This is a genomic window from Leisingera sp. S2M4, assembly GCF_055398055.1.
On sequence record NZ_AP040861.1, the window covers coordinates 2,136,167 to 2,155,753 of the forward strand.

A 19,587-nucleotide genomic window follows, 5' to 3' on the forward strand; every position below is an offset into this window, starting at 1 on the left:
TACGGTCAAGGGCAGGGGGACGCGTCCCCCTGCGGCTGCGCGAAAATGCACTTAGTGGTAGGGTTGCACCGGGGGTGTGACCGTCTCGCCTGAAGGCAGCCAAACGGGGGCCTCCGGCGCTGCGGGCGTTGGATGCGGCTGGCGGGTGAGCCATGCATGGTTCATGCGCATTGCCGTGGTCTGCGCATTTGCGATTTCCGGATGCACCGAAAGGCTGAGATTCGCGGCGTCATGCTGCGCGGTGACCGTAACGCGGTCGCCTGGGAGGGCCTGACGCGGCTGGTCCAGCAGGAACGTCGTGCGCCCCCAATGGCCGTCTGAGGTGAGGCCATTGTCCACCGCAATGCCCGCGGCCAGCTGCATTTCAAAACTGACCAGCACCGCCTGCAGCGTACCGCCGAGGTCGCAGGCCAGCTCGCGGGTGATGCGACCGGGATCGATGGTCGGGCGGGTGAAATCAAAGCGGAACAGGTCGCAGTCTGGCCCGAGCGCCCGCATGCCGCTGGCGGCAAAGTCGCCCGGTGTGATCTGAGCCACCCGCGCAAACTGGTGAAACGCGCTGAGGTCGAACCCCTCGGCCTGCGCCGGGCGCCATTGGTTCATCAGCCCGTCGCATTGCACCAGGCGAGCGCGGAGCGTGCCATGTTCCGGCACCGCGCGAGCCCCCGGCTTGGCCAGGGCCGCCATCGCGTGGGTCAACGTGGCCAGCGCGCCTTCGCCCAGCAGGACGGTGTCCACGATCTCCGAGATCACCACGTCGGCGGGTTCTGGCATATCTTCGCCGATGACGATGTCATGGGACCACTTCGAGATGACGGTAACCCGGTCGGCAAGGCCATTGTCGGCGATCACCCGCCGTGCCGCTTCGGCAATCAGCGGCTGTTGTTCGCAGGTATAGACATGTTTCGCGCCGGCGCGCGCGGCCAGCATCGCGGTCAGCCCGGCCCCGCAGCCAATGTCCAGAACGATGTCGCCGGGCCGCACTTTGGCGGCGATTGCCTCGGCATAGGCGCGATTGCGGGCGGTGTCGGCGAGCATCGGGAAATGCCACCGCGGCACGAAGGTCTGGTGCAGGCGCTCGCGCAGCACCTGCGCCTCGTGGTGGTGTGGGTCCTGCTGCAACGCCCGCGACAGCAGGCAGGCGGTGCGGATGCCGCCATCGGCCAGGGATTCGGACTTGGCCAGGGTGACAAAGCCTTCGGCCTCCGGCGCTGCCTGAGGCTGGGATGTGCGGTCGGAGACGGGAGATTGGCGGTCAGGCAATTTTTAGTTTTCCTCATTTGAAGCAAATGCTGCTGATTGGACTATTCACCGGACGGCTCTAAGAATTGGTAAAGGACAGGCCAGCGCGCAGGCGGTGTTCGGGACGTTGCGCCGGAGCGGGTCTTGGGGCATATGTGCCCATAGGCCGAAAGTCTGCTTCCTGCTTGTCACTGGCCGCACCGTGCCCTGCGCCCGGCAGGAAATGCTCGGCGAGCAAGAGAGAGCCACCGCCATGTATGACGCCCAGGAAAAAAAGAAATCGGAGTTCGCGCTGATCCAGCTGATGCCGAACATGATGACCATCGGTGCCATTTGCGCCGGTCTGACGGCGATCCGCTTTGCGATCTTCGGCAGTTTCATGCCAGCGGTGCTGATGATCATTCTGGCCGCGCTTCTGGACGGTCTGGACGGGCGGCTGGCCCGCGCGCTGCGCAGCCAGAGCAAGATGGGCGCGGAGCTGGATTCGCTGGCGGATTTCCTCAATTTCGGGGTGGCGACGCCGATGGTCATCTACCTGTGGGCGTTGCAGGACGTGCGCGGCGCAGGATGGATCTCGGTGCTGGTGTTCTCGGTCTGCTGCGTGGTGCGCCTGGCCCGGTTCAATGTCAGCGCCAAGTCCGAGGAGGAAGCCAAGGTGCGCAGTGGCTTCTTCGAGGGCATCCCGTCCCCGGCCGGTGCGCTGCTGGCGCTGCTGCCGATGTTCATTTCTTTTGCCTTCGACGGGGAAATGGTCCTGCCGGGGCTGCTGATCTGCCTGAACATGGTGGTGATCGGTCTGTTGATGATCAGCCACATTCCGACCTGGTCGCCCAAGGCCATGAAAATTTCGCGCGAACATGTCAAATATCTGCTGGTGGGCTTCGCGTTCATGGCTGCGGCCTTGCTGACCTATGCGTGGACCGTGCTGGTGGTTCTGTGTCTTGGGTATGTTGCCATCGTGATTTGGGGGCTGATCTTTCAGTCGCGCGAATGACAATTTTTCGAGGAGGTACTTTTGGATATCAAGGCTGTCGAGGAATCCTACGCGCGCTGGGCGCCGGTATATGACAGAACATTCGGCGCGGTGACCCGCGCTGGTCGTCGGCGCGCAGTGCAGTTCATCAACGCGCGCGAAGGCAATGTGCTGGAGGTCGGCGTCGGTACCGGACTGTCGCTGCAACATTATGCGCCGCATCTGAAGGTCACCGGCATCGATTTCAGCCATGACATGCTGAAAAAAGCCGAGGCAAAGGTACAGGAGATGAACCTGAGCCACGTCGAGGTGCTGCGCCAGATGGACGCGCGCCAACTGGATTTCCCGGACAATGCCTTCGACACGGTTGCAGCAATGCACGTGCTGTCGGTGGTGCCGGAGCCGGAACAGGTCATGCGCGAGATCGCCCGCGTTCTGAAGCCCGGTGGCAAACTGGTTGTCACCAACCATTTCAAGAGCGGCAAGGGGGTGCGTGCATCGCTGGAGCGGCTGTCCGCCCCGCTGGCCAATGTGATCGGCTGGCATTCCGATTTCGAGCTGGAAACCATCCTGAAGGACGACCGGCTGCGCATCGAGCAGCAGGAAAGCTTGCCGCCGTTGGGCATGATGACCTTTCTGGTGCTGGAAAAGCATCAGAATAACTGACCTCTCGTCGCCGCCCCAGCCTGTCGGTTGCGGGCGGCGAGCTTCGTCTCTGTCCTCGAAAAGCTCCAGGAGATTTTGCCGAAGGGCGGTTCGTGGCGCCGAAGATTGGGCGGGGAGGGGATGTAAGTCGCGTTCACATGCCCATATCATTATATGGCATCTTGGCATGATGGGACGGGCATATGAGCGTTACCCGGTTTGAACGGACACGGCTGTCCCCGGGCGGGCCGACGCGCGCGCCCGCGTCGGGGCACTGTGATGCCTGCACGCTGGGAGGCTTTTGAATGTTCGGTTTTCTGCGCCTGATCCTGATTCTGCTGGTGGTTCTGACCCTGGTCTACGGGGCGGTGTCACTCTACTCCCGCGAAGCGCGGCGGGCGAAGCTGAAGCGTCGCTGGAAAGACAAGGGGTTGACCGGAGACCGCGCGGCCTTCATCCAGCGGGGGCTGAAACAATACGACCGGTCCTTTCGCCGCCGACTGATCCTGCTGGTTTACATCGTTCCGCTGGGGGCGCTGGCGCTCCTGATCTACGTCATTAACTTCATGTGAGGCTCCTCCCATGCGTTTCATCAAATGGGCATTTCTGATCACCTTCTGGGGGCTGTTTGGCGCCTTCCTGCATTATACCTTGCCGCAGTATGATGTGGTGCGCATAGTCAACACCTACGAGGAACGTCAGGAGCTGAACGACTGGACACGCATTTTCTGGTCCAGCCCGGATGATCGCTCGGCGCAGCTGATCAATCGCGATGTGCAGTTCATCCAGGGCGTGCGGCCGAATGGCCGCGCCATCGTCTACCGCAACGAGGATACCGGCTGGAACTGGCCGCCGTATTTCAAGTTCGACACCGCCAACCTTTACACCGACGCCAACGACAGCATTTCGACCAAGGCCAACCCGGAATGGGTGGCGGTGCTGCATTATGGTTGGCGCAACGAATTCCTGTCGGCCTTTCCCAATGCGGTCTCGATCAAACCGGTGGCCGGTCCGGATGATAAGCCAACCAATTGGTTCACAATCATCTTCCTTGTGTTCCTGGCGGCGTTTCTCTGGGCGATATGGGTGCGCTGGCGGCGCTTCCGCCGGGCGCGCATCGATCCGATGCTCGAGAGCGCAGAGGACAGCCTGTATGCCGCGGGCGATGCTTTTGCCGAGCGGCGCGGTCGGTTCCGGCGCTGGCTGCAAAGCTGGAGATCAAATTGACCAAGGGCCGCCGTCGAGGCGGCCCTTTTTGCTTTCCGGGCCGGGAATGCAACGCGCCGTGCAGTCGGGATTCGCCACAGGTCAGGCGGCGGTCCCCTTGGCCAGATACAGGTCCTGACGCATTTCGAACGCGTCGCACGTTTTGCGGCATTGGACAGGTTTGTCCGCGCCAAGGGTTCTGGCATGCATGTCTTTTTCCGGTTTTTGCGGGTCGGTTTTGGTTCCGCTGGATAGTCGCAAATCGGGCAGTTTCCGCTTCAGCAAGGTGCCGTCCTTCGGGGCGGAAAATTGGGAAGCTGGTGGAACAACGACACTGCCTGCGCAACGAAGACCCTGTTTGGGGCATGGCTGAAAGCCGCTGAAGGAGCCTTCAGACAGCTGCCATGCGCCATCGGTCGAAACGCTGCGGGCCGTCCGACCACCTGCCTTGCCAGAAACGTCAACCGCGGATGCGGCAGGACGGTTGCGGGCGTGTGGCCAGCAATCTCTCCAGTCGTGCCCGCACCCAAGCCAACCCGCCGCGGGGCCGCGGCGAAGGAGAGAGACAGATGCTTCAGGACAGCGAAATTCTGGCCAAGCTGATGGCCCGGCAGGAAAATCATTCCCTGGAACAGGCGTTCTACACCGATCCGGGTGTTCTGGATCTGGACATGCGGCAGATTTTCTACCGCGAGTGGCTGTTTGCCATCCCCGCCTGTGAAGTCCCGAAACCCGGAAATTACGTCACCCACCAGGTCGGCAGCTACAACGTTATCATCGTGCGCGGCACCGACGGCGAGGTGCGGGCCTTCCACAACTCCTGCCGCCACCGCGGTTCGGTGGTCTGCAAGGCCAAGAAGGGCAATTCGCCGAAACTGGTCTGCCCCTACCACCAGTGGACCTATGAACTGGACGGCTCACTGCTGTGGGCGCGCGACATGGGGCCGGATTTCGACGCCTCCAAGCACGGGCTGAAGCCGGTGCATTGCCGCGACCTCGCAGGGCTGATCTACATCTGTCTCGCGGATGAGGCTCCGGATTTCGACGCCTTCGCCGACGTGGCCCGCCCCTATCTGGAGCCGCACGACCTGGCCAATGCCAAGATCGCCCATGAAAGCGCGATCATCGAGAACGGCAACTGGAAGCTGGTCTGGGAAAACAACCGCGAGTGCTATCACTGCGGTGGCAACCACCCGTCGCTGTGTCGCACCTTCCCCGAAGATCCTTCGGTCACCGGGGTGGAGGGCGGCGAGACCCCGCCGCATCTGCAAAAGCATTTCGACCGGATCGAGGCCGCAGGCTGCCCGGCGCAGTTCCGCATCGATGCGCGCGGCCAGCACCGGCTGGCACGGATGCCGCTGAACGAGGGCGCCGAGAGCTACACCATGGACGGCAAAGCCGCCGTCGCCAAGCCGCTGGGCCGGGTGCCCTTTGCCGACGCAGGCACGCTGTTGAAATTCCACTACCCGACCACCTGGAACCACTTCCTGCCAGATCACTCCATCGTCTTCCGCGTCACCCCGATCAGCCCGACGCAAACCGAGGTCAGCACCAAGTGGCTGGTCCACAAGGATGCGGTGGAAGGTCAGGACTATGACCTGAAGCGGTTGACCGAGGTCTGGATCGCCACCAATGACGAGGACCGCATCGTGGTCGAGGACAACCAGCGTGGCATCAACTCGCCCGCGTACCAGCCTGGCCCGTATTCCAAGGTACAGGAAAGCGGCGTGATCCAGTTCTCCAACTGGTATGCCGAGCATCTGACCCGCGCCCTGACCGGGCGCCATCTGGTGGCGGCGGAGTAAACCGATGGGATTGCAGGCCAACTTCGAGACCCTCGATGAAACCCTCGCGTGGAAGGACGACGAGATGCTGGAATGCGTCTCGGTGGTGCCGGAAGCGCCGAACACCGCGACCTTCAGCTTCCGCGCGCCCTCTGGCGCGTGGTTCAAGTACCAGCCCGGCCAGTTCCTGACGCTGGAACTGCCGGTGCCGGGAGAAACCGTCTGGCGGACGTATACGATCAGCTCGTCGCCGTCGCGGCCGCTGTCGATCTCGGTCACCGTGAAGGCGCAGGCAAACAGCATCGGCACTCGCTGGATGCTGGACCATCTGCGCCCCGGCATGAAGCTGCGTGCCTCTGGTCCGGCGGGGGTCTTCACCCTGCCCAAACGCCCCAGCGGCAAGTTCCTGTTCATCTCGGCCGGCTCCGGCATCACCCCCAGCCTGTCGATGACACAGTACCTGTTTGACCGTGGCCAGTCGCCCGACATCTGCTTTATCAACTGTGCCAAGCGCCCGAGCGAGATCATCGCGCGCCAACAGTTGGAGAGCATGGCCTCGCGGGTGCCGGGCATCAAGCTGCACTTCGTGGTCGAGGAGGACGACCCCTACCAGGTCTGGACCGGGTATCGCGGGCAGCTGAACCAGATCATGCTGGGCCTCATCGCGCAGGACTACCTGGAGCGCGAGGTCTATTGCTGCGGGCCGGAACCTTTCATGCAGGCTGTGCGCGACATGTTGAACGGCCTCGGCTTCGACATGGAAAACTACAACCAGGAAAGCTTTGGCGCGCCGGTGGAAACCGCTGCGGATGCGCCTGAACTGGACGATGTGGTGCCGGAGGAAACCGCCGCCGCAGAGATCCTGTTTGCCGCTTCCGGCGTCACCTCTGCCTGCACCGAGACCGATACGGTTCTTGCCGTGGCCAAGGCGTCCGGCCTCAACATCCCCTCCGGCTGCACCTTTGGCATCTGCGGCACCTGCAAGGTCAAGAAGACCGCGGGCGATGTGCATATGGTGCACAATGGCGGCATCTCGGAGGAAGACGTGGAGGCAGGCTATATCCTCGCGTGCTGCTCCAACCCCATCGGCCGCGTCGAAGTGGACATCTGAGCTGAGCGGCGCGCATCCAAGCGGTTGCGCGCCGTCGACTTGTCCTGGCCTGTGGCTGTCAGATGCCGATCAGTCGCAGAACAGGTGATCGACGCGAAGTATCTCTGTCGCCTGTTCCTGCGGAACACTCAGAAACCGGGCAAGCTGGGCAGCGTTCTGCTCTGTCGTCGCATTCTCGTTCAATTGCGAAAGATGATCGAACCCGGCGTCGCGGATGCTGTCGGCCTCGTACGTAATGTCGTTGCGGATGGTCGGCAGCAGAGTGTTCAACGCGGTTTTCGGCGTGCGCTCACCGGCAAGCCCGACCCGTTGCGCATGGCCGACCAGATAGTCGTCGCTGAAATTGCACTCGATATGCAGGAAACGGGTGGTGCAGCGGTCGGAATGGAAGTCGTGCATCAACTCGATCGCCGAAGGGTCGAGGCAGATCAGCAACCTGTCTGACTGGTAGTAGTCATACAGCATGCGCAGCAGGGCCCGACGGTGGCGTGTGCGCTTGAACAACGCGGCTTCGATGCCGCCCAGGTCCGGCAGCGGCGTGTGTTCCTCGTGAAACAGGTAGTCGATGGCGGGGATGTTCGTCGCGTGGCGGATTTGCTCCAGCAGACGCTTGGCGACATGCCATTTCTTGCAGGTCACGACCAGCAATTCGCGCTCGCGACCCAGGCTGCTTTCGGTCTCCCAGAACCGGGGCGCAAACCTGCGCCCGGCGCGGCCCCGCTGGGTGAGGAATTTGTAGAGGTTGCTTCCCTCGTTGGAAATCTGGAAGTCCACGTCCTCGGCCGCATAAAGCCGCCCCAGGCGCGATTTCAACTCGCGGGCTTCCGGGCTGATCTTGCGGGCAAAGAGGAAATCCTGGCTAAGCAGCAGATCATAGTGGTCGTTGTAGAAATTCACCGGCATGCCGTAGTCGGTGAACATCAGAAAGGTAAGCGTCCGCGTCTCGATCTCGGCTTCCGGGATCAGGTGGCGCACCAGGGTCTGGAAAAACGTCTCGTCCGGGATCCAGGTGGTGCGAAAGAAGCGCAGCACATCTTCGCGCTGCCGAATGAACTTCAGAAGGGTTTCGACGGTTCTGCGGCGCAGGCACCACCATTGGCTACCGATCTGTACCTGGATGTCGGCTGGCAGTCGGCGTTGCAACCCCAGCCGCTTTTGAACCTCGTGGCACAGGTAGAACAGACGCTTGTGTTTGCGCTCGTTGAAATAATGGCGGTAGATCAGCCGGTCTTCCTTCATGCCGGTCTTGATCCAGTCGCTTTCGAAGAAATCGAAACTCTCGATGAAGTCGCAGTCGTGGCTGTCCAGAAAATGGTGGGCGTATTCGGCGGTTTTGATCGGCATGCAGTCGCCCGACAGCATGTAGAAATGCGTGGCGCGCGGGAAGGCGGCAACAGCACTGCGGAGGGAGTGTAGCGTGGCTTCGACCAGGGACCACTCGCCCCAGCCGCATTTGACCCGCCGATTGGCGAAGGTCACGTTGGGGTTGTCGTCCAGGGCTGCGCGGATCTGTTGATAGTCCTGCGCCGCGGCGCGGCCGTCAAAATGGATGGCCACGCAGTCGCCGACGGCCGTCAGCCGTTCCGCCTGCTGAATGATGGCCTCCGGGTCTTTATGGCACAGCAGGATGTACGCGATTTTTGCCATACTCGTGACGGTCCGCCTTGTCTTGCCTGATTGTATCTCTTGATACGCATGCAATCCCTGCGAATAAACCAGATAGTTCCGGTTTTCGTAAACTTGTGCCATTACTGGGGCCGATGACAGTGCAACAGAGAGAAGACAGTACATGGGGTTCCCGGGCACCTGGATGACGGAAAGTGAGAGCGTGGTGTATCGGGTGGTGCCAAAATGCGCCTGCTCGACGATCGGGCAGATCCTCTACTACTCGGACCATGGCAGGTTCTACGACGGCGACATTCACGACTCGACGACCGGGTTGCACAAATGGGCGCAGGAGCACAGCCAGGAGCCGATCACCCGGAACGTGCAGGCGCAACGGTCTTATGCCTTCACCTGCGTGCGCAACCCCTACACCCGTATCCTGTCGTCGTTTTTCGACAAGATCTGCGGCATCCAGCGCAACGGCAAACGCTATCGGGGCAACCTGGTTCCAAAGCTGGCCTATGACTATGGCATTGAAGTCGGCGGCGAGGATGGCAGGCAGGAGTTCGACCAGATCGCCAGCTTCCGTCGGTTCCTGCTGTTCGCGCGCGACACTATCCGCTGGCGCCGCCCGATGGACCCTGACATCCATTGGTCGGCCATGTCGGGACATGTCTCGACCTTTATCCTGAACGGCGGCCGGTACAACAAGATCTTCTGGACAGAGGCGTTCAATGACGGGATGCAGCAGGTGCTCGACGCCGTCGACACGCCGCATCCGGTAAACCTGGACGCGATCCCCCGCTTCAACGAAAGCGAAGGCCACGGCCCCAAGCGCGCGCACGCCGTAGAGGACTATTTCGACGACCTGTCGATGCACCTGGTCTATGAGATCTACAAGCGCGATTTCGAGCTGTTCAAATATGATTTCGAAAACCCGGCCAACAAGATGCCGGTCGGAGAGATTGACCTCGACGAGGTCCACGCCAAACTGGGGGAGTAGGCGGATCGGCGCCAGGGAGAGCTCCCGCGCCTTTGCGCAGCATCAAAGATGCAGCGTAAAGCCTTGGGCCGGGCGCCGCTGGCGCGGCGCGGGCGGGTGCCTCATCTGGCAGAGCAGTTTCTCCTTTCCTGAAATACTCCCGCCGGAGGCGCGCCGTGCCTCGGCACGGCGCCAAGCCCAACGCCGCGTGGCGTGCTGGCGCCAGCCAGCGGGCCGACGCGGGGGCGGGAGAGCCGCGCAGATGAAGGAAGTTTGCTGAGAAGCGGTTCAGGGGCAGGTACGCGCCTGGTCCATTGTATGGCGCCTGAAACCGCCTCAAGGGCAAGCGGCTGCGCCGCCGCGCCCTGCGCGGCCCTTGACCCGGTTTCAGGCTCGGGCGCTACAAGAAAACCCGCCGCGTGAGGGCGGCGGGTTTGGCATTTTTCTGGGCGTGTCCGGCCTCAGTCCTCGTCGGGCAGCGCGCGTACGGCCCCCTTGGCGGCGGAGGTGGCCAGCATGGCGTAGGCTTTCAGCGCCTTGGAGACCTTGCGCTTGCGCGGCTCGGCGGGTTTCCAGCCCTTGGCGTCCTGCTCCTCGCGCCGCGCCGCCAGCTCCTCGTCGGAGACCGCGAGGTGGATGGTGCGGTTCGGGATGTCGATCTCGATGGTGTCGCCGTTGCGCACCAGGCCGATTTCGCCGCCCTCGGCCGCCTCGGGCGAGACATGGCCGATCGACAGGCCCGAGGTGCCGCCGGAGAAGCGCCCGTCGGTCAGCAGCGCGCAGGCTTTGCCCAGCCCCTTCGACTTCAGGTAGGAGGTCGGATACAGCATCTCCTGCATGCCCGGACCGCCGCGCGGGCCTTCGTAGCGGATTACCACCACGTCGCCTTCCTTGACCTTGCCGGTCAGGATGTCGTTCACCGCCTGGTCCTGGCTCTCGCAGACATAGGCCGAGCCGGTGAACTTCAGGATGTTTTCGTCCACGCCCGCGGTCTTCACGATGCAGCCGTCCCGGGCAATGTTGCCGAACAGCACCGCAAGGCCGCCGTCCTGGCTGAAGGCGTGTTCCTTGGCGCGGATCACGCCGTTCTCGCGGTCGGTGTCCAGCTCCTTGTAGCGGTTGGCCTGGCTGAACGCCTGCGTGGTGCGCACGCCGCCGGGGGCGGCCTTGAACAGCTCCAGCGCCTTGGGGTTGTCGGTCACCTTGATGTCCCATTTGGCGATCGCTTCGCCGATGGTCGGGGTGTGCACGGTGTGGCAGTCCTCGTGCAGGAGGCCCGCACGGCTCAGCTCGCCGAGAATCGAGAAGATGCCGCCCGCGCGGTGCACGTCTTCCATGTGAACGTTGTGGATGTTCGGCGCCACCTTGCACAGGCAGGGCACGCGGCGGCTCAGCCGGTCCATGTCGGCCATGGTAAAGTTGACTTCGCCCTCGTTGGCAATCGCCAAGAGGTGCAGAACCGTGTTGGTGGAGCCGCCCATGGCGATATCCAGGCTCATCGCGTTCTCGAAGGCCTCAAACGTGGCGATCTCGCGCGGCAGGAAGCCTTTTTCCTCGTCCTGGTAGTGGCGCTTGGTGATCTCGACGATCTTGCGGCCCGCTTCAAGGAACAGCTCCTTGCGGTCGGCGTGGGTGGCCAGCGTCGAGCCGTTGCCCGGCAGCGCCAGACCCAGCGCCTCGGCCAGGCAGTTCATCGAGTTGGCGGTGAACATGCCCGAGCACGACCCGCAGGTGGGGCAGGCGTTTTCCTCGATGTGCTTCACCTGCTCGTCGGTGAACTTGTCGTCCGCGGCGGCAACCATCGCGTCGACCAGGTCGATCTTCTTCATGTCGAGATCGGCGATGTCGATCTTGCCCGCTTCCATCGGCCCACCGGAGACGAAGATCGCCGGGATGTTCAGCCGCATCGCGGCCATCAGCATGCCGGGCGTGATCTTGTCGCAGTTGGAGATGCAGACCATCGCGTCCGCACAATGCGCGTTGACCATGTATTCGACGCTGTCGGCGATCACCTCGCGCGAGGGCAGCGAGTAGAGCATGCCGTCATGGCCCATGGCGATGCCGTCATCCACCGCGATGGTGTTGAACTCCTTGGCGACGCCGCCGGCGGCTTCGACCTCGCGGGCGACCATCTGGCCGAGGTCCTTGAGGTGGACGTGGCCGGGCACGAACTGGGTGAAGGAGTTGACGATGGCGATGATCGGCTTGCCGAAATCATCGTCCTTCATGCCGGTTGCGCGCCACAGTCCGCGCGCGCCCGCCATATTGCGGCCATGGGTGGAGGTTCTGGATCGGTACATCGGCATGGTAGCGCTTCCCTTTGAATTTGGCCCTAGGGACACGATTTGCGCAATAAAGGCAACCGGCCAGGGGTGGGTTGGGTAATTTATGGCGCATTTTGCGCCGGATTTGGAGGGTCTGATGGTTTCTCTTCAGGGTGATTTTGGCGGCTCAGGCCCGTGCTGGCGCAGGGACGGGGCGGCGTAGCCAGTGATTCACCGCCAGCCCCAGCAGCAACGCCCAGAGTGGCGCGCCGATACCGGCAAAGCTGATGCCGGACACCGTGACCATGAAGGTCACCAGCGCGGCCTCGCGCCCGTTCGGCGCTGCCAGCGCTGCGGAGAGGCTGTTGCCGATGGTCGACAGCAGGGCCAGCCCGGCGACCGTCGCCACCAGCGCCGCGGGCGCGATCAGGAACAGGCTGATGACGGTGGCACCGCCCAGCCCGACCAGACTGTAGACCAGCCCTGTCATCACCCCGGCCAGATAGCGCGTGCGCGGGTTTTCATCCGCCTCGGGTCCGGCGCAGATCGCGGCGGTGATGGCGGCAAGGTTGAAGGCAAAGCCCCCGAACGGTGCCAGCAGCAGCGAAGCCAGACCGGTCACGGTCAGGCAGGCCGAGACCGGCGGCTGGTAGCCCGCGGCCCGCAGCGCCACGACGCCGGGCATGTTCTGCGAGGACATGGTGACGATATACAGCGGCAGCCCGATGCCGATCAGCACCGGCAGTGAAAAGGCGGGCATCACGAACTCGGGACGCGCCAGCGTCAGGTCCAGCGCCTCCAGGCTGCCAAAGCTGTCGGTGGCGGCGCAGTACAGTACGCCCGCGGCCAGAACGGCGGGGATGCAGTAGCGGGCAAACAGGCGGCGGCCTGCCAGAAAGGTCAGACCCATCACCGCCACCAGCGCCGTGTCGGTCTGCAGCGCGGTAAAGGCCGAGAGGCCGAACTGGAACAGGATGCCCGCCAGCATCGCGCTGGCCAGGCTGTCGGGGATCAGCCGCGACAGGGCGGCGAACCAGCCGGTCACCCCGGTCAGCACCAGCAGCGCGGCGCACAGCAGGAACGCGCCCACGGCCTGCTCCATCGGCACCCCGGGCAGGCTGACCGCCAGCAGCGCCGCGCCCGGTGTCGACCAGGCCGTCAGGATCGGCATCCGGGAGAGCAGCGACAGGATCAGGCAGGTGATCCCCATGCCCAGCCCCAGCGCCAGCATCCAGCTGTTGGCCTGCGCCTGGCTGGCGCCCGCCGCCTCGATCGCCTGGAAAATGATCGCGACAGATCCGGTATACCCCACCAGCACCGCCACCGCGCCGGAGACAAGATGCGAGAGTTTCAGATCCTTGAGCATGTGGGTTTTCCTTGGCTGCCGGGTGGCATAGGGTGGCCGTGCGTTATAGCGCACACTGGCACACGTGCGTTATAGCGCACAAGCGTTTTCTGGCGGCGGCGGTTGGGGGCAGGCAAGGACCATGAGTGACGACAGCATTACCCTGAATTTGCGGGATATTCGCACGGCAGCGGGGCTGAGCCTGTCAAAGGCGGCCGAGGTGACGGGCGTCAGCAAGGCGATGCTGGGCCAGATCGAGCGCGGCGAATCGAGCCCGACCATCGCCACCCTGTGGAAGATCGCCAAGGGGTTTCACCTGCCGCTGACCGCGCTGATCGGCCAGGCGACCCGGCCCGCGGGCGAGGGCGACGGGGTCTACGAGACGGTGCAGTTCCCCGGCAGCATCGCGGTCAAGATGGTGTTCCCCTTCGATCCCTTGCTGGGGGCCGAGACCTTCCAGGTGACGCTGAAGCCGGGCCAGTGCCACCAGTCGCAGCCCCATGATGCCGGCGTCACCGAAGAGGTGTTCGTGCTGCAAGGCCGGATGGAGCTGCTGCGCGATGGCGCCTGGGTGGCGCTGGACACCGGTCAGGGGCTGCGCTTTGCCGCCGACCAGCCGCATGGCTACCGCAGCGGAACCAGCGGCGCGGTGTTTCTGAACATGCACCACTACCGTCAGGCGGGTTTGCCGCAGCCGGGCTGACATCGCTTCACTTGTGAATTTTCTGCGCGGGGCCTACCAATCGGTGCAGACATTCAGTTGAAGTGATTTTTGCGGAAAGGTCTTGCATGGATACGCTGCGCGGAAGCCTGTTGATGGTGCTGGCGATGGGGGCCTTTGCGCTGGAGGACATGTTCCTCAAATCCGCCGCCGCCGCGTTGCCGGTGGGGCAGATCCTGATCCTGTTCGGCCTGGGCGGCATGGCAGTCTTTGCCGCGATGGCGCGTGCGCAGGGGCACCGCCCGTGGCACCCGGCCTTCGGCACGCGCCCGATGCTTCTGCGCTCGGTTGCGGAGGTGGTCGGGCGGCTGTGCTTCACGCTGGCGATCGCGCTGACGCCCTTGTCCTCGGCTTCTGCCATCCTGCAGGCAACGCCGCTGGTGGTGGCAGCCGGGGCGGTGGTGTTCTTTGGCGAGACCGTGGGCTGGCGGCGCTGGCTGGCAATCGGCCTCGGCTTTGTCGGCGTGCTCCTGATTCTGCGGCCGGGTCTCAGCGGGTTTGAGCCCGCCTCGCTGTTTGCGGTGGCTGGCACGCTGGGCTTTGCCGGGCGCGACCTGGCCACCCGGGCCGCCCCGCAGGACATGCGCAACAGCCAGCTGGGGTTCCTCGGCTTTGCCATGCTGGTGGTGGCGGGCGCGCTGGCGCTGGGCTGGACCGGCGGCGCGGTCTGGCCGGAGCCGCGCCAGTGGCTGCAGCTGGCCGCCGCCACGGTGATCGGCGTGATTGCCTATAACGCGCTGTCGGGCGCGATGCGGGCGGGCGAGATCGCGGTGATCGCACCGTTCCGCTACACCCGGCTGGTCTTTGCCATGGTGCTGGGCGTGCTGGTATTCGGCGAGCGCCCGGACCTGCTGACCCTGATCGGCAGCGCGGTGATCGTCGGCAGCGGCGTGTTCACCCTGCTGCGCAGCGCCAAGGCGTGACGGGCCATCTTGCGCCTGCCGCCCGCCCGCCTTACATCTGCCTCCCATGGCCAAGAAAAAACAGACATCAGACCCGAACTACAAGGTGATCGCCGAAAGCCGTCGCGCGCGCTTCGATTACGCGATCGAGGACGATATCGAATGCGGCATCGTGCTCGAAGGGTCCGAGGTCAAGGCGCTGCGCGGCAATGGCACCAATATCGCCGACAGCTATGCAGCCGTCGAAGATGGCGAGCTGTGGCTGGTGAACGCCTACATCCCGCCCTATGAGCAGGCCAAGGTGTTCAAGCACGAGGAGCGCCGCCGCCGCAAGCTGCTGGTGTCGCGCAAAGAGCTGTCCGATCTGTGGAACCTGACCCAGCGCAAGGGGATGACCCTTGTCCCGCTGGTGATGTACTTCAACCACAAGGGACGCGCGAAGGTGAAACTGGGCATCGCCAAGGGCAAGAAGCTGCACGACAAACGCGAAACTCAGGCCAAGCGTGACTGGGGGCGTCAGAAACAGCGGCTGCTGAAGGACGCCCGATAACACAGGCCAGAGCGGCATCATCGCTGTCCCCGACCCGTTGTCCAGCAGCTGCTGATGGCCTCTGGCTAACGGGTGCGGCCTTGGCAGTCTTGCGGCGCTTTATTGGGGGCTTGCAAATCCTGACAATATGAGTCAGATACTACTCGCCCAGCAGATACCCTCGTGGATCAAGCCCGGTTCCTCCCTGCGGCACTCGCGCCGCTGTTCTCTTGGTGACTGGATCTGCTGATGACTGTTTCTGTATTTGATGCTGCCCCGCAGCGCGCTGACTCCCCGTCTGTTTCGGCACAGGATGCCGCTTCGCTGCCCGCGCCGGTTGCGTCGCTGGGGGTCGATGAGTTTGAGCAGGGGCTCCTGCCAGTGCTGCGCCATTTTCTGCTGGCGCATGCTGATCCTCGGCAGCAGGCATGGCAAAGCGCCTATACGATTGCGGCTGAACGCTGGGGAGAGACCCTGGGGTTGGCGGCTGCCCATATGGCGATGAAACTGCTGCGGGCCGTGCTGGAGTGCCGGGACGGGCAGTTCGCCTGCATCAGCCCCTTTGATCTGGAGAACCGTGCCTGCGTCACGGCGGATGAGGCGGCGTTGCTGCGGATGCTGCATTACATGCGCCGGGACGAGACCCCGCCGGCGCGGGACGCGGTGGTTGAGGTGACTCAGGGCCAGATGGACCCGCATGTGATTCGTGCAGGCCTGGCCCTGGCGCACCGCTTTGCCGTGGGACGGCCGGGCAGGCGACCGCAGGCCCCAAGGCTGCAGGTGGTCGGATGAGCCGCGTGGTTTAGAACTGCGCTCCGAAATGGGCGCGGATCTGCTCCTGCCCAAGCAGGCGCTTGGGCTTGCCGTGGCCGGTTCCGGTCACCAGGATGCGCAGGCTGTCCATCTCGACGACCGGCGCCAGGGTTTCTCTCGGCAATCCGACAGCGCGCAGAATGGCCAGGTTCTTCAGACCGGTCAGGGGCGACAGGTCGCTCACGGCGGTGCCGGACAGGCAAAAATCCCGAAGCTCCGCCAGATGCTCCACCCCGGAGAGGTCGCCCAGCGTGCTTTGGGTTACCGACAGTTTCCGGATGCCACTGCCCGCCAGCGGTTCAAGACTGCTGATCGGTGTGCCCGTCAGGTCCAGCTTGCGCAGAGAATGCAACCCTGACAGCGGCGCCAGATCCTGCACCTCCGTTCGGTTCAGCGCCAGTTCCCGCAGGCTTGTCGCTCCGGCCAGCGGGCCGAGATCCGCAACCGGCGTGTCGGACAGGATCACGGTGCGCAGCGCCGGTTTGTTGGCCAGCCCGTCCAGCGACTGCAACCGGGTGCCCTCGGCGCGCAGCATCTCGAGGCGTGTTGACCCCGCCAGCGCAGCCAGGCTGGTCACCGGAGAGTTCGAGATCCAGGCGACCCGCAGGTTCGCCGCCGCCAGCGGCGACAGGTCGGTGATCTCGGTGTTGAACGCCAGGAAGACCTCCAGCGTGTCGAGGCCGGTCAACGGTGACAGGTCGGTGACACCGGAATCCGCGATGTTCAGGCTCTGCAATTGGCGCAGGTCGCGGGCGAATTCCAGGTCGGTTACCGCGTCGATCCCCCAGACAGACAGGTGTTCCAGGGAGGTCAACCTGGCAAGGGGCGTGAAATCCGGCGCGGAGACGGAATCAAGACTGAGGCGTTTCAGCTTGGGCAATTGCAGCAGCGGTGACAGATCCACCGCATGGATGCCGACAAGGGCCAGCTTTTCCAGGTTCGGCAACGCGGCCAGCGGAGTGAGATCAACGGGCATCTCGTAATGCAGCTCGGCGATCAGGGTCAGATCTTGCAGGTTCTGCAGGGCTGGCAGCGCGTTCAGGCTTGGGGTCTGCGGGCCGATGCGCAGTTGCTGGGTATGCGCGTCATCCGGAATACATTCCTGGCCGACCGGCGCGCATGTGTCGTCGGCAAAGGCGGCGCTGGCCAGCGAAAGCGCCGCTGCGAGGATCGCAAGTAAGATGCGTAAGTTTATCATCAATGACGCCTGTAGTCTGGCCTTGGAAAAATGCCGGTATTTGAGCAGGGGTGCGATCATTCGCCGCCAGCACCCTCGCAACAAACTCGTAACAGACCGTAAAAATCGCGGATGGCTTGCACCGATGGGCTGGCGGCTGTACGCATGGCGCCAGCGCTGACAGGGAGACGCTTCGATGCTGGATGATCCGAAAACGCTTGTGTCCACGGGCTGGCTGGCTGCTCATCTGAAGGACCCGGATCTGCGGATCCTGGACGCCTCATGGTATCTGCCGCAGGAAGGGCGCGACCCGCGGGCGGAATACGAGGCCGCGCATATCCCCGGCGCGCGTTTCTTTGATATCGAAGAGATTTCCGACCACCGCTCGGACCTGCCGCACATGATGCCGCCGGTTGAGAAGTTCATGTCGCGGCTGCGCGCCATGGGCGTCGGCGACGGCCACCAGGTGGTGATCTACGACGGCAAGGGGTTGTTCTCCGCGGCCCGCGTCTGGTGGATGTTCCGCCTGATGGGGCAGACCAATGTCGCGGTGCTGGATGGCGGCCTGCCGAAATGGCAGGCCGAAGGGCACCCGGTCGAGGATCTGCCGCCGGTGATCCGGGACCGCCACATGACGGTGCGGGTGCAGAACCAGCTGGTGCGCGATGTGACCCAGGTCTCCGCCGCATCCAAGCTGGGCGATCACGAGATCATCGATGCGCGCTCCGCCGAGCGGTTCCGCGGCGACAAGCCCGAGCCCCGCGAAGGTTTGCGCGCCGGGCATATTCCCGGCTCCAAGAACGTCCCCTTCACGACCCTGCTGAACGCGGATGGCACCATGAAGGATGCCGACGGCATCCGCGCGGCCTTCGCCGCTGCCGGGGTCGACCTGAACAAACCTGCCATCACCACCTGCGGATCGGGTGTCACAGCCGCCGTCCTCAGCCTTGCCATGGAGCGGATCGGCAAGACCGATCACGCGCTTTATGATGGCTCCTGGGCGGAATGGGGTGCCTTCCCGACCCTTCCCGTTGCAACCGGAGAGAACTGATGTTCGAGACCCTCAAACCCCAGCCAGCTGACAAGATTCTGGCGCTGATGCAGATGTACCGCGACGATCCGCGCGCCGAGAAGGTCGACCTAGGTGTCGGCGTCTACAAGAATGCCGAGGGCGTCACCCCGGTGATGCGCGCCATCAAGGCGGCCGAACACAAGCTGTGGGAAGAGCAGACCACCAAGGCCTATACCGGCCTGGCGGGCGATCCGGCCTATGCGGACGCAATGATCGGGCTGATCCTCGGCGATGCGGTCGCGCGCGAAAACATCGCTGCCGCTGCCACGCCCGGCGGCACCGGCGCGGTGCGCCAGGCCTTCGAGATGATCCGCATGGCCAACCCCAAGGCGCGCGTCTTCGTCTCGGATCCGACCTGGCCGAACCACATCTCGATCCTGAAATACGTTGGCATCGAGACCGTCACCTACCGTTACTTCGACCGCGAAACCCGCGGCGTGGACTTCGACGGCATGATCGAGGACCTGAAGGGCGCCGAGAAGGGCGACGTGGTGCTGCTGCACGGCTGCTGTCACAACCCGACCGGCGCCAACCTGAACGAGACCCAGTGGAAAGAGGTCATCGCGCTTCTGAACGAACGCGGCCTGATCCCGATGATCGACATTGCCTACCAGGGCTTTGGCGACGGTCTGGAAGAAGACGCCAAGGGCGTGCGCATGGTCGCCGCGGGCTGCCCCGAGGTGCTGATCGCAGCCAGCTGCTCGAAGAACTTCGGCATCTACCGCGAGCGCACCGGCCTGCTGATGGCGGTGAGCCAGGACAAGGGCGCGCAGGCGCTGAACCAGGGCACGCTGGCCTTTCTGAACCGGCAGAACTATTCCTTCCCGCCGGACCACGGTGCGCGCCTGGTGACCATGATCCTGAACGACGAGGCACTGCGCGCCGATTGGGCCGCGGAGCTGGAGGAAACCCGTCTGGGCATGCTGGCCCTGCGCCAGCAACTGGCCGATGAACTGCAGCGCCTGACCGGTTCGGACCGCTTCGGCTTCATCGCCCAGCACCGCGGCATGTTCTCGCTTCTGGGCACCACGCCCGAACTGGTCGAGAAGATGCGCGTCGACAGCGGCATCTACATGGTTGGCGACAGCCGCCTGAACATTGCCGGTCTGAACACCAAGACGGTTCCCGTGCTTGCCAAGGCGATCGTCGACGCGGGCGTTTAAGCTTCAGGCCGCCAACGAAGGGTCGCGCCTTATGGCGCGGCCCGCGTGGAGGC

Annotated in this window: 19 protein-coding genes; 13 read left to right on the plus strand and 6 right to left on the minus strand. The window is 63.9% G+C overall.

Translation table 11 applies throughout. The features are described from left to right. Positions 1–51: 51 nt before the first annotated feature. Complete coding sequence (locus tag ACZ52D_RS10380) at positions 52–1,263, minus strand: 50S ribosomal protein L11 methyltransferase (RefSeq protein ID WP_464441252.1); 1,212 nt, start codon at positions 1,261–1,263, stop codon at positions 52–54. Between the two features lie 232 nt (positions 1,264–1,495). On the opposite strand from ACZ52D_RS10380, the gene ACZ52D_RS10385 reads away from it, so the two are divergent. From ACZ52D_RS10385 to ACZ52D_RS10400, 4 genes are all read left to right on the plus strand, one after another. After that, positions 1,496–2,236, plus strand: coding sequence for a CDP-alcohol phosphatidyltransferase family protein (locus ACZ52D_RS10385; protein WP_222454818.1), 741 nt, complete (start codon positions 1,496–1,498; stop codon positions 2,234–2,236). Positions 2,237–2,257: 21 nt separating this feature from the next. Continuing rightward, a complete protein-coding gene (locus tag ACZ52D_RS10390; RefSeq protein WP_464441253.1) occupies positions 2,258–2,881 on the plus strand; it encodes a class I SAM-dependent methyltransferase in 624 nt (207 codons plus the stop codon). Between the two features lie 284 nt (positions 2,882–3,165). Continuing rightward, a complete protein-coding gene (locus tag ACZ52D_RS10395) occupies positions 3,166–3,432 on the plus strand; it encodes a hypothetical protein (protein ID WP_464441254.1) in 267 nt (88 codons plus the stop codon). 10 nt (positions 3,433–3,442) lie between these two features. After that, positions 3,443–4,087, plus strand: coding sequence for a DUF1523 family protein (locus ACZ52D_RS10400; protein ID WP_222454821.1), 645 nt, complete (start codon positions 3,443–3,445; stop codon positions 4,085–4,087). Between the two features lie 81 nt (positions 4,088–4,168). On the opposite strand, the gene ACZ52D_RS10405 is transcribed toward ACZ52D_RS10400, so the two are convergent. Further along, positions 4,169–4,351, minus strand: coding sequence for a hypothetical protein (locus tag ACZ52D_RS10405; RefSeq protein WP_464441255.1), 183 nt, complete (start codon positions 4,349–4,351; stop codon positions 4,169–4,171). A gap of 284 nt (positions 4,352–4,635) precedes the next feature. On the opposite strand from ACZ52D_RS10405, the gene ACZ52D_RS10410 reads away from it, so the two are divergent. Continuing rightward, the gene (locus ACZ52D_RS10410; RefSeq protein ID WP_369928664.1) at positions 4,636–5,871 is read left to right on the plus strand and encodes an aromatic ring-hydroxylating oxygenase subunit alpha; all 1,236 of its coding nucleotides are present in this window, start codon (positions 4,636–4,638) and stop codon (positions 5,869–5,871) included. A gap of 4 nt (positions 5,872–5,875) precedes the next feature. Then, on the plus strand, positions 5,876–6,961 hold the full coding sequence (locus ACZ52D_RS10415) for an FAD-binding oxidoreductase (protein WP_464441256.1): 1,086 nt from the start codon (positions 5,876–5,878) through the stop codon (positions 6,959–6,961). Between the two features lie 69 nt (positions 6,962–7,030). Here ACZ52D_RS10415 and ACZ52D_RS10420 read toward each other — a convergent pair whose 3' ends face one another. Further along, positions 7,031–8,608, minus strand: coding sequence for a DUF5928 domain-containing protein (locus ACZ52D_RS10420; protein WP_464441257.1), 1,578 nt, complete (start codon positions 8,606–8,608; stop codon positions 7,031–7,033). Between the two features lie 142 nt (positions 8,609–8,750). On the opposite strand from ACZ52D_RS10420, the gene ACZ52D_RS10425 reads away from it, so the two are divergent. Then, positions 8,751–9,569: a sulfotransferase family protein gene (locus tag ACZ52D_RS10425; protein WP_464441258.1), complete on the plus strand. Its 819-nt coding sequence runs from the start codon at positions 8,751–8,753 to the stop codon at positions 9,567–9,569. 440 nt (positions 9,570–10,009) lie between these two features. Here the strand turns inward: ACZ52D_RS10425 and ilvD are convergent, their stop codons facing one another. After that, positions 10,010–11,854 carry a dihydroxy-acid dehydratase gene (ilvD, locus tag ACZ52D_RS10430; RefSeq protein ID WP_417473002.1) on the minus strand — a complete coding sequence of 615 codons (1,845 nt, stop codon included), beginning with the start codon at positions 11,852–11,854 and terminating at the stop codon, positions 10,010–10,012. Between the two features lie 145 nt (positions 11,855–11,999). Further along, positions 12,000–13,178 (minus strand): benzoate/H(+) symporter BenE family transporter, encoded by a 1,179-nt coding sequence (locus tag ACZ52D_RS10435; RefSeq protein WP_464441259.1) that lies wholly within the window; start codon positions 13,176–13,178, stop codon positions 12,000–12,002. Between the two features lie 121 nt (positions 13,179–13,299). On the opposite strand from ACZ52D_RS10435, the gene ACZ52D_RS10440 reads away from it, so the two are divergent. From ACZ52D_RS10440 to ACZ52D_RS10455, 4 genes are all read left to right on the plus strand, one after another. Further along, the gene (locus ACZ52D_RS10440; RefSeq protein WP_464441260.1) at positions 13,300–13,860 is read left to right on the plus strand and encodes a helix-turn-helix domain-containing protein; all 561 of its coding nucleotides are present in this window, start codon (positions 13,300–13,302) and stop codon (positions 13,858–13,860) included. 86 nt (positions 13,861–13,946) lie between these two features. Beyond that, positions 13,947–14,801, plus strand: a complete 855-nt coding sequence (locus ACZ52D_RS10445) for a DMT family transporter (RefSeq protein WP_222454830.1) — start codon at positions 13,947–13,949, stop codon at positions 14,799–14,801. Positions 14,802–14,847: 46 nt separating this feature from the next. Beyond that, positions 14,848–15,330, plus strand: coding sequence for an SsrA-binding protein SmpB (smpB, locus tag ACZ52D_RS10450; RefSeq protein WP_222454831.1), 483 nt, complete (start codon positions 14,848–14,850; stop codon positions 15,328–15,330). Between the two features lie 228 nt (positions 15,331–15,558). After that, complete coding sequence (locus ACZ52D_RS10455) at positions 15,559–16,101, plus strand: hypothetical protein (RefSeq protein WP_464441261.1); 543 nt, start codon at positions 15,559–15,561, stop codon at positions 16,099–16,101. A gap of 10 nt (positions 16,102–16,111) precedes the next feature. On the opposite strand, the gene ACZ52D_RS10460 is transcribed toward ACZ52D_RS10455, so the two are convergent. Further along, on the minus strand, positions 16,112–17,320 hold the full coding sequence (locus tag ACZ52D_RS10460) for a leucine-rich repeat domain-containing protein (protein WP_464441262.1): 1,209 nt from the start codon (positions 17,318–17,320) through the stop codon (positions 16,112–16,114). A 175-nt stretch (positions 17,321–17,495) separates the two neighbouring features. Here ACZ52D_RS10460 and sseA point away from each other — a divergent pair, with 175 nt between their 5' ends. Together sseA and ACZ52D_RS10470 are read left to right on the plus strand one after the other, a co-directional pair. Then, positions 17,496–18,350, plus strand: a complete 855-nt coding sequence (gene sseA / locus ACZ52D_RS10465) for a 3-mercaptopyruvate sulfurtransferase (protein WP_222454834.1) — start codon at positions 17,496–17,498, stop codon at positions 18,348–18,350. Beyond that, on the plus strand, positions 18,350–19,534 hold the full coding sequence (locus tag ACZ52D_RS10470) for an amino acid aminotransferase (protein WP_222454835.1): 1,185 nt from the start codon (positions 18,350–18,352) through the stop codon (positions 19,532–19,534). Before sseA ends, ACZ52D_RS10470 begins: the two co-directional genes overlap by 1 nt. The last annotated feature ends 53 nt before the right edge of the window (positions 19,535–19,587 follow it).